This is a genomic window from Streptomyces sp. NPDC006798 (assembly GCF_040635975.1).
Taxonomy (GTDB): Bacteria; Actinomycetota; Actinomycetes; order Streptomycetales; family Streptomycetaceae; genus Streptomyces.
In genome coordinates this window covers 84588-94238 of record NZ_JBEYIS010000027.1, presented here as the reverse complement: position 1 = coordinate 94238, position 9651 = coordinate 84588, and the positions used below count along the sequence as shown (strand labels likewise).

The 9651-nt window shown below is 73.1% G+C and carries 4 protein-coding genes; 3 read left to right on the top strand and 1 reads right to left on the bottom strand.

Features of this window, described 5'->3' with window-relative positions; genetic code table 11:
* On the top strand, positions 1–284 hold a 284-nt coding region (locus ABZ714_RS20010), incomplete at its 5' end, for an FG-GAP-like repeat-containing protein (protein WP_358826594.1).
* Positions 285–649: 365 nt separating this feature from the next.
* Positions 650–3376, top strand: a complete 2727-nt coding sequence (locus ABZ714_RS20005) for an AAA family ATPase (RefSeq protein ID WP_358826593.1) — start codon at positions 650–652, stop codon at positions 3374–3376.
* A gap of 496 nt (positions 3377–3872) precedes the next feature.
* On the opposite strand, the gene ABZ714_RS20000 is transcribed toward ABZ714_RS20005, so the two are convergent.
* On the bottom strand, positions 3873–5516 hold the full coding sequence (locus ABZ714_RS20000) for a hypothetical protein (RefSeq protein WP_358826592.1): 1644 nt from the start codon (positions 5514–5516) through the stop codon (positions 3873–3875).
* A 160-nt stretch (positions 5517–5676) separates the two neighbouring features.
* Between ABZ714_RS20000 and ABZ714_RS19995 the strand changes: the two genes are divergently transcribed.
* Positions 5677–9555: a WD40 repeat domain-containing protein gene (locus tag ABZ714_RS19995; RefSeq protein ID WP_358826591.1), complete on the top strand. Its 3879-nt coding sequence runs from the start codon at positions 5677–5679 to the stop codon at positions 9553–9555.
* Positions 9556–9651: the final 96 nt, after the last annotated feature.

Sequence of the window (9651 nt, the reverse complement as noted above, 5' to 3'; positions counted from 1 at the left end):
CTGATTATGTCGTGTTGGGTCCGAATGGTTCGGTGAAGGCGTATCGGCATGTGTCCGGAGCGAACTGGGATCTTCTTCCGATCACCGCGCCCGGTTCCTCTCAGTGGACCCCCGAGCAGGTCCGTTTCGCAGACCTCGACGGAGACGGGAAAGCCGACTACCTCGTGCTGGGCGAGAACGGGTCCGTGAAGGCGTACCGGCACATCTCCGGAGCGAACTGGGACCTCCTCCCGATCACCGCCTCCGGTTCCCCTCAGTGGAACCCGGAGCAGGTCCGTATCTGACCCGGTCGATTCCCCGACGGGCGGGCCACCGCGGTGAACGCGTACGCCGTGGCCCGCCACGGGGACTGCCGGATACGGGCTGGGGACCCGTTCGGCCGTGCCCCGGACCCCCTTTACCAGAGGGGGCCCGGGGCACGGGCCGTTCCCGGGCACGACAGCCGTCCGGCCAGGTCGCCCAGGTCCCTGGCCAGACGGCGAGCAGCCCGGCGATCGCGGGGTGTCGCCGAGGGCCTCGGGCGAGCAGAGCGGCCCGGCTTCCCTGTCGAACCGTCATATAGGGGACCGGTGGGAACCCGGCGACCGCCCCGCTCATCCCCTTTCTCGGACAACAGCCGGACCGATGGCCCGAGAGTGGGAGAAGACAGTTGGAGCAGCCATTACTCGAACGGGACGAAGCCCTGCGAACCGCGGCGGCCTACGCCCGATCGGCCCGCTCGGGCGAGGGACGCTGGCTCCTGCTCCGCGGCGGGACCGGCTCCGGCCGCACCGCCCTGCTGCGAGAGCTGGTACGGCGCGAGACCTCCGGCGGCCGGATGCGCCCGGTCTCGGCCTATGCGTCCCGGGACGAAACCGGCTACCCCTTCGCCCTCCTGCGCCAGCTCTTCCCGCACCGGACCGGCCTCCCGTACGACGCCCCCGCCCCCCACCGGGAACACCGGCTCTTCCAGCGGCTCGTCGACGACCTGGCAGCCGAAGCGGCGGACACCCCGCTCCTCATCACCGTCGAGGCGCTCGACCGAGCCGATCCGCTTTCCCGGCGCTGGCTCGGTTACCTCACCCGGCGGCTTGGGTCGCTGCCCCTGTTCGTCGTCCTCACCACCGGGCCAACCACGCCAGGCGGTACCGGCGGCCCGGACGGCTGGTGCGAGGAGACCGGCACGAACCTGCCCTTGTCCTTCCTCGGCGAGCACTCCGTCACCCGCCTCGCCGCCCTGAGGGACGTCCACGGCAACGCCGCCCGGGACTGCTTTCACGCGAGCGCCGGCGGCAACCCCCTGCTCCTCCACGCCCTCCTCGCGGACCTTCCCTCGCCCACCCGCACAGAACTCCCCACGAATCTCGCCGGGCTCGCCGGCGACCGGTACCGTACGGCCGTCGCCCGCTGGCTCGACGCCGACGACGTCCCCGCCCGCCGGGACCTCGCGCTGGCCCTCGCCGTCGCACTCACCGCCGACCCGGACACCGCACCCGACCTCGGGCTCCTCCGCGACGCGGCCGGCCCCGGACCGGCGCCCCACGCCGGGACGCCCGCCGCGGACCCGCTGCTCCGCCTCTGCGCCGCGCCCCTCGGGCGCGAAGCGGTGCTGGTATCCGCCGACGGCGCCCGGACCGGTGCCGTACGCCACACGATCGCCCGGCGCCTCTACCGGGACGGCACCCCCGCCCTCCGGCTCTCCGGATATCTCCTCGACCTCCCCCAGACCGGTGAGGAATGGCTCTGCCACGCCCTGGAGGAAGCCGCGGAATCCGCACTGCGCGCCGAACGGCCCACGCTCACCGCGGAACTGCTCCGCCACTCGCTCACCGGCCCCCTCACCCCGGCCCTCCGCAGTGCCGCCGCCCTGCGCCTGAGCGCACTGGAGCTGGCCCGCTGCCCGGAGACCGCCACCCGGCGGCTGCGCGAGAATCTGGCGCGCGCCGACTGCCACGACCCCTACGCCGTCGCGTCCGCGCTGAGCGGGGCGCTGGCCGCCAGGGGCCGTCCGGATACGGCCGTCCGGATCGTGGAGGAGGCCGGGGAGAGACTCGGCGACGAGGGGGCCCGGGCCGCGCTGCGGGTCACAGCCGCCGGTCTCGCCGGCCGGCCCGTCCGGCTCCGGGACACCGAGGTGACCGAAGTCCACGACGCCCTCGGCACCCGCCCCCCGACCACGGATCCGGCGGTACGGGTCATCGCGACGGTCCACGAGGCCCTCGTCGGCCGCGTCGACGTCACGACGGCACTGGACACTATCGACTCCCGGCCCCCCGACCGCATGACGCTCCGAACCACCTGGGCCGTCGGTTCGGCGGCGCTGCTGGAGTGGGCCGACCGGCTCGGCGATGCCAGGGACCTGGCGGTCCGGTCCCTGCCCACCCGCCCCGATCTCCACGAGCCGGGCCACCACTTCCTGCTCGCCACCCGGGCCACCGCCGACTTCCGCACCGGACACCACCGGCGGCTGATCGAGGAGAACACCCTCCTCGTACGGTCCGCCGGGGAACACGGCATCCGGCTCCCCTACCTCCACGCCCTGCTCGCCCTCGCCCGCTACGAGCGCGGCGAGGACGACCGGGCCAGAGCTCCGCTGGACGCCCTCGGGCCTCCGGACGGGCACCCGGGCTGGAACGAGGTCCTGTGGGCCCGTGCCCGCATCCACGCGGGCCGGGGCCGATGGGAACTGGCCCTGGCGGACTACCTGGAGTGCGGCGGGAACATGTCGGCCCAGGGCATGGTGAATCCCGTCTGCCAGGCATGGCGCCCCGGAGCCGCCATCGCTCTCGCGCGCCTCGGCCGCCGCGGAGAGGCCGCGGCACTGGCCGAGGAGAATCTGCACCACGCACGGGTCTGGGGGACACCCCGCGTGGTCGGCACCGCGTTGCGGGCCCAGGGCATCGCCCTCGGCGGACGCCGGGGACTGCTCGTACTCGGCCAGGCGGCGGATCTGCTCGCCACCGCGCCCGCCCCACTGGAGCTGGCCGAGGCCCTGCTCGACCTCGGCCGGGCCGAGGCCGCCGCCGGACACGCGCGCAAGGCCCGCGCCGCGTTCGGCGAAGCGCTCAGCCGGGCCGGGCGGCCGCCCGCGTCCGTACGGGACGACCGGCCGGAGACCGAACCCGTCTCCACCCGGCTCGCCGCCGTGGCCCGGCGGGCGCTCGGCGAGGCGGGGAGCGGAGTCCCCGGTCACCGGGAGGCGTACGGGCAGCTGACGGACGCCGAGCACCGAGTGGTCCGGCTCGTCCTCCAGGGGCTGACCAACGCCGAGATCGGCGAGACCCTCCGGGTGACCCGCCGCACCGTGGAGACCCATCTCACCAGCTCCTACAAGAAGCTCGGGGTGTCCCGGCGTACCCAGCTCGCTGTCCGGCTGGCCGCGGGGGAGCCGTACTGACCGCCGCGCCGACTCGGGCTCGACCGGGTTCACGACCGGCCCCCGGGACTGCCGGCTCATGTCGATCCGCCGCGCGGGCCACCGGCCGGCCGAGCACCTCCTCCCCGCCGCCGGACCCGCAGCCCGACAAGGTCGCCGGTGCCGAGTGGATCCGGTACATCGCGGACGTCGAAGGACAGCTGTCCACCAAAGCAGTGTGGGCGCGGGGCGGCGGCCCGGGCGGCACGCAGGTGGCGCGGGTGCGTTCTCGGCCGCCTTCATTCGGTGCGTGGTGCCGGACGCGGTCAGTCCGGCGCAGCGGTCGGTGATCCTGAATGATGCGGAGTTCAACCGGATACGGCCCTGGCGGAGGTCCTGGGGAGCCACAGGGTACGACCACCAGTTGCTCGATGTGGACGCTGGAGCAGGCCGACGGCAGACATCGCGGGCCACAGCCCCAGTTGTGGCTGCCGCCGAGTGACCATCCTGCCGGGATCTGGACGACCGGCCGCTGATCTCATGGGGCTGGAAAGCGGCGGGCCAGGAGCCGGGTACCGGGATCCGGCAGGCGCGGCACCCGCACAGTGCCCAACGCCCTTGCGGACGAGGTTCCTTCTGTGGGCGGGAGGGCGGGGACGAGCCGGGCGGTGCCTGGCGTCGAGGAGCGGCCGGCGGGCCGCGTACGAGGGGGCGCGGGGCGGCCCGTAGCGCTGTGGTCGATCCGGGCGTACACCCCGATACGTTCCCGGCCGGCCGGCCTCTCCTCCACGAGTTGGTAGTGACGGTCCAGGACGTCCCGCTTCACCCTGTCCGAGGGTGTCTCACCCCGTTGCGCCGCGGACGGGTTCCCGACCGCCAGTACCCGGCCGGTATGGCTCAGCAGCCGCTTCCGGACGACGGTGGGTGCGGCTTCGGTCCCGTACAAGGTGTTCGAGGCGCGCGGTGAGCGATCGAGGGAGAGATCGAACAGCCCGGGCAAGGACCCGTCGGGTGCCAGCGTCCACACGCGCCGCTGCGCGGTGAGGAACAGCACCGCGTCCCCGGGCCGGGCCAGTCGCTCGATGGCTTCCGTCACCGCCATGGCGTTGTCGGAGCGGCTCTCGGGAGACCGCAGCTCCGGCCCCGTGACCGTGAGATGCAACAGGACGGCCGTCGTCGCGCCGGCCGCGGCCAGCCGTGACCCGTAGTGGTCGAGGACGGCTCCGAGCAGCAGAGCGAGCCCGATGGTGTGGAAGAGGACATACCGCTCGGAGTAGAGCGGGTGCAGGAAGGACACCGCGATCAGCAGGCCCGGCGGGAGGATGAGCAGGGGGAGCGCGAGCGCCCGTGTCCGGGATCCGCCCGGGAGTACGGCGCAGACCAGCCCCGCGAAGACCAGGACCGCGAAGCGCGTGAGCTTCTGCGCGCTCGGTGGTTCGATCCAGGCCACCTGCGCCGACTGCGTCATCGAGAACAGCGCCAGGGGCAGCAGACCGGCCACGACCGCTGACGCGGCCCGCAGCCACTGACGCGGTGGCCGGACCAGTCCCGGGGAGCGGCCGAACCACAGTGCCGCCCCGTGGGCGAGGAGCACGAGCACGGCGAACTCGTGCAGGAGGCAGGCGACCAGCAGCACCAGTGCGTAGGCCCGCCACCTTCGTTCCAGGAGCAGGAGCGTGGCCCAGGTGACCAGTGCGGAGACCAGCGCGTACGAACGCCCCTCCTGGGCATACCGCTGGACGACGGGCAGCAGCGCCAGTGCCAGCCCCGACAGCGCGCCCGCTCTCGGGCCCGCGAGCCGCAGCCCGATACGGGCCACGAAGGCGGCGGACGCGGCTGTCGCCAGCAGGGACGGCAGTCGCAACGGCACCAGCCCCGGTTCCCCGGCGGTGAACACCGCGTGCATCAACAGGTAGTAGAGCCCGTGGACGGCGTCCGCGGTGCCGAGGGTCCGCCAGATCTCCGGCAGGGAGCGGGTGGCCATGTCGTACGTGACCACCTCGTCGCTCCACATGGTCTGCTCGCGTTCCAGCCCCCATATCCCCAGCAGCAGCGCCAGTGCGGCAGGCGGCAGCCAGACCTGCCACGGCGTACGGGCGGAACGCTTTCCCGCGGGCGGCGACAGGTGTGCGGGGAGCCGGGAACGGGGCGGTGGCGCGGGAGTGATCGCGGTGTCGGTCATGGGGCGACTTCACTGGTCGAGCCATTGATAAGCAGTTCCCTCGCCCCACACCCATCAATTGGCATACGCTCCCCCGGGGACTGTCGCGGGACGGCCCGGCGGTCCGGCAGCCCGGAGCGGTCAGAGCGCCGTACAGGGGTGGAGTGAACGGGGCACGGGGATGGGACGCCGGGAGAAGCCGCTGGATCCCGCCGACGGACCGGTGCAGTCCTTCGCGTCCGATCTGCGGGCCCTGCGACGAGCGGCGGGCTCGCCCACCTACCGGTCGATGGCGCAGGGCTCGGCCTACTCCGCGCCCTCACTCTCCGGGGCCGCGTCCGGGGAACGCCTCCCCTCGCTCCCCGTCACCCTCGCCTATGTCGCCGCCTGCGGCGGTGACCTCGACGAATGGCGTCGCCGGTGGCAGCGGGCCCTCGCCGACGAGCCCGTGGTGGCCGTCGACGACGGCACCACGGCCCCGTACCCCGGGCTCGCCCGCTACGGAACGGACGACAGCGACCACTTCTTCGGCCGCGAGGACCTCGTCGCCGACCTGCTGGAGCTGACCCGGCGCTACCCCGTGGCCGCGCTGGTCGGCGCCTCCGGCAGCGGAAAGTCCTCTTTGCTGCGGGCGGGGCTGGTCCCGGCGCTCAGAGGGGCCACGCCGGTGACGGAGGCGGCGGACGCCGGAACAGAACTCGGGACGGCCCCCTCCGTGATCCGGATCCTCACACCCGGTCCGACACCCGCCCGGACTCACCGGAGTTTGATAACCAGCGGCGCGTTCCTGATCGTCGATCAATTCGAGGAAGTCTTCACCCTCTGCCGGGACCGGGCCGAGCGGAACGCGTTCCTGGAGCTGCTGACCGGTTCCGGCTGCCGGGTCGTCATCGCCGTACGCGCGGACTTCTCCGGTCGGTGCGCCGAGCATCCGGCTCTCGCCGCCGCGCTGAAGGAGTCGGTACTGCTCGTCGGGCCCATGACACCCGAACAGCTCAGGGCCGCCGTCGTCGGCCCCGCCACGGCGGGACGGCTGATCGTGGAACGGGCCCTCACCGCCCGGATCGTCGCGGATGTCGCCGACGAGCCGGGCGGACTGCCGCTGATGTCCCACGCCCTCCTGGAGACCTGGCGTCGCCGGCGCGGACGGACTCTCACCGAAGCCGCGTACGAGGCGATCGGCGGAGTTCAGGGCGCCGTCGCCCACACTGCCGAGGAAGCCTTCGGCTCCTTCACCGAACACGAGGCGCGGGCCGGACGCGAACTGCTGTTACGGCTGATATCCCCGGGCGATACCACCGAGGACACCCGCCGCACGGCCCGGCGCGGCGAACTGCTCCACGGACCCGAGTCGGAACGGGTCCTCGAACGGCTGGTACGGGCCCGGCTCCTCACCGTGGACGACGGCGCCGTCGACCTGGCCCATGAGGCCCTGATCCGGGGCTGGCCCCGGCTGCGAGGCTGGATCGAGGAGGACCGCGACCGGCTCCGTCTTCACCGTGCGCTCACCGACGCGGCCCGGACCTGGGACAGGCTCGGGCGCGACGAGGGCGCGCTGTACCGGGGCGCGCAACTCGCGGCGGCCCGGGAAGCCTTCGGCACGCCCCCGGACGAGCCCGTGACACCCGCAGCCGGACGGAGTATCGGGCACCGCGCCGCGCGGCGAGTCCGTCGCTCGCGGCTCCTGGCCGCCCGCAGGACCCGCGCGGGCCTGACCCGGGTTCCTCGCCGTGACGCCGCCTCGCCCGTACTGCTCGGCACCCAGACTGTTCTCACCCCGCAGGAACACGACTTTCTCACCGCTTCGTACCGCGCCCACGACGACGCGCTCCGAGCCGCCGTCCGGGCCACGCGGCGCCTGCGCGCACTCACCGCGACCCTCTCCGTCCTGCTCTGCCTCGCGACGATCGCCGGGCTCAGCCTGTGGAAAGAGAGCCGCGCGGGAGACCGCCGCGCGGTACAGGCCGAAGCCCGGCAGCTCGCCGAGACCGCGAACACCCTGCGGGAGTCCGATCCGGGATACGCCCTCTCCCTCAGTCTCGCCGCCTGGCGCAAGGCGGACACCCCGGAGACCCGGGAGGCGCTGTTCACCGCGGCGGCACAGTCCGACTCGGCCGTATACCGGCTCGAAACCGAGCACGCGGACCTCTCCGAGGTGCGCCGTGACATCAGCGCCGACGGCCGCAGTCTGATCACCCTGGCGCCGGAAAGCAGCGACTCCTACGGATTGGGGCGACATACGACGGACAGGTCCGGGGCAGGGCTCGGCGGGAAGCTGAAACGGCTGGTCGCCATCGCTCCCCATCACCGTGCCGTCGCACTCGGCACCGACGACGGCATCCGGATGTGGAACCTGTCCTCGGCCACCTTCGCCGGGCCGGTGTTCGGACCGCGCGCCGGCGGGACGCGGGGCTGGTTCGCCCCCTGGGGCGAAGCGCTCGCCACGCGGACCCCCGACGGCCCGCTCGAAGTGTGGGACCCGACCACCGGCAGGGAACTCCTCGACACCGGCGACCGCCGACCCCTGAGCGACGATGTCCATATCTCCCCCGGCGCCCGGCTGCTGGCGTACTGCGCGGCGGGAGGCGCGCTGCAGATCTGGGATATCGGTACCCGCCGGAAGCTCCCGACGCCATGGACCGACCGTGTCGACGGCGGGTGCGGCGCCGGCGGGTTCCGCTTCACCCCCGACGGCCGGGCCCTTGCCTTCGCCACGGCATCCGGTGTCCTGACGATCGAGGTCCGCACCGGCCGGGAACGCCCCCGGATCGTGACGGACGGCCTGCCGCAACTTGCTTTCAGCAGCGACGGAGCCCACCTCGCCACACTCACCCCCACGACGCTCCAGGTCTGGCGCACGGCGCTGCCGCACGTGCCGGTACTCCACCTCCCCGTGAGCGGAATCAACCGCTCCGATCTGCGGCTGGACATGGCGGAGAGCGCCGTCCGCTTCCGTGAAGGAGAGGCCCCGAGCGCCATCGTGCGGACCATCGAGGTGAACACCCCCGAGCCCCGGGCAGGGGAGGACCCGCCGATCTCGGCCGCCGCCTTCAGCCAGGACGCCGAAGTCCTGGCCACCGCGCGCTCACGCATGTACGAGATCCGCGACGGCGACGGGCGACTGCGCCAAGGCATCCCCAGCACCGGAGAGTGCGCCGGGCTCTGCGGTCCCCTGATGGCCCTGCACCCCTCGGGGGAGGTCCTCGCCCTGCTGGACGCCTCCGATCGGGTCGTCGTCCACGACCTGGGGCCTCGTCTACCCGGGTCCCCCGACAGAAGCTGGACAGCGGAGCGGCACCCGGCCCAGTACGCCCTGCCACCCCTGCCCGGGGTCACCGGCATGGCGTTCTCCACTGCCGGACCGTCCGGAGACACCCTCGGGGTCTCCGCGTCGACACCCCGGCGACACGTCTTCGCGTCGGCCGACTACAACGACGCGCGCTACGGCTACATCTGGTCCCGGACGAGGGAGAACCACCACGGCACCATCCTGGCCGGAGCGAGGGGCGACTTGATCACCGACCGGCGCCGGATCGTGTCCACAGAGCAGAACGACGTACCGACCCTCATGCATGGTGAAGGACAGGCCGTCTCCGCGGCCTTCTCCCCGGAAAAACACTTCACGGCCATGGCCGACGCCGACGGCCGGGTCACCCTGTGGGGGGACCACGGGGAGCGGAACCTGGCAGTCCTGGCACCGGGGAATCCGGCCGCGCCCGGCAGCCGAAGCGAGCGGCCCGTCGCCCTTGCCTTCTCCCCGGACGGCACGACTCTCGCGGTCGGTGACAGCCGCGGGAGAATACAGCTCTGGGACACCGCGAGACTCCGGAGCCTGCCACTGCCACCCGCCGACGGCCCCGTTCTGGCACTCGCGTTCACCGCGGACGGCTCGCGCCTCCGGGTCGCCACACCGCACACGGCCTCCCGCGCCTACCCACTCGACCCCACCGCGGTCGCCGACTCCCTCTGCCGACGCATCAACAACCTGCCCTCGTTCGCGCTCCGGCAACAGGACAGCATCAGCGACCCCGACCACCAGCAATGCGCACCCACACCATGACCGCAGACGGGACACCTTCCCGCCGGCCGCTCGCACTCTCGGCAACAACGAACTGTGTGTTCTCGGTTCCCGCCGACCGTGCTCTCCGTTCCCACC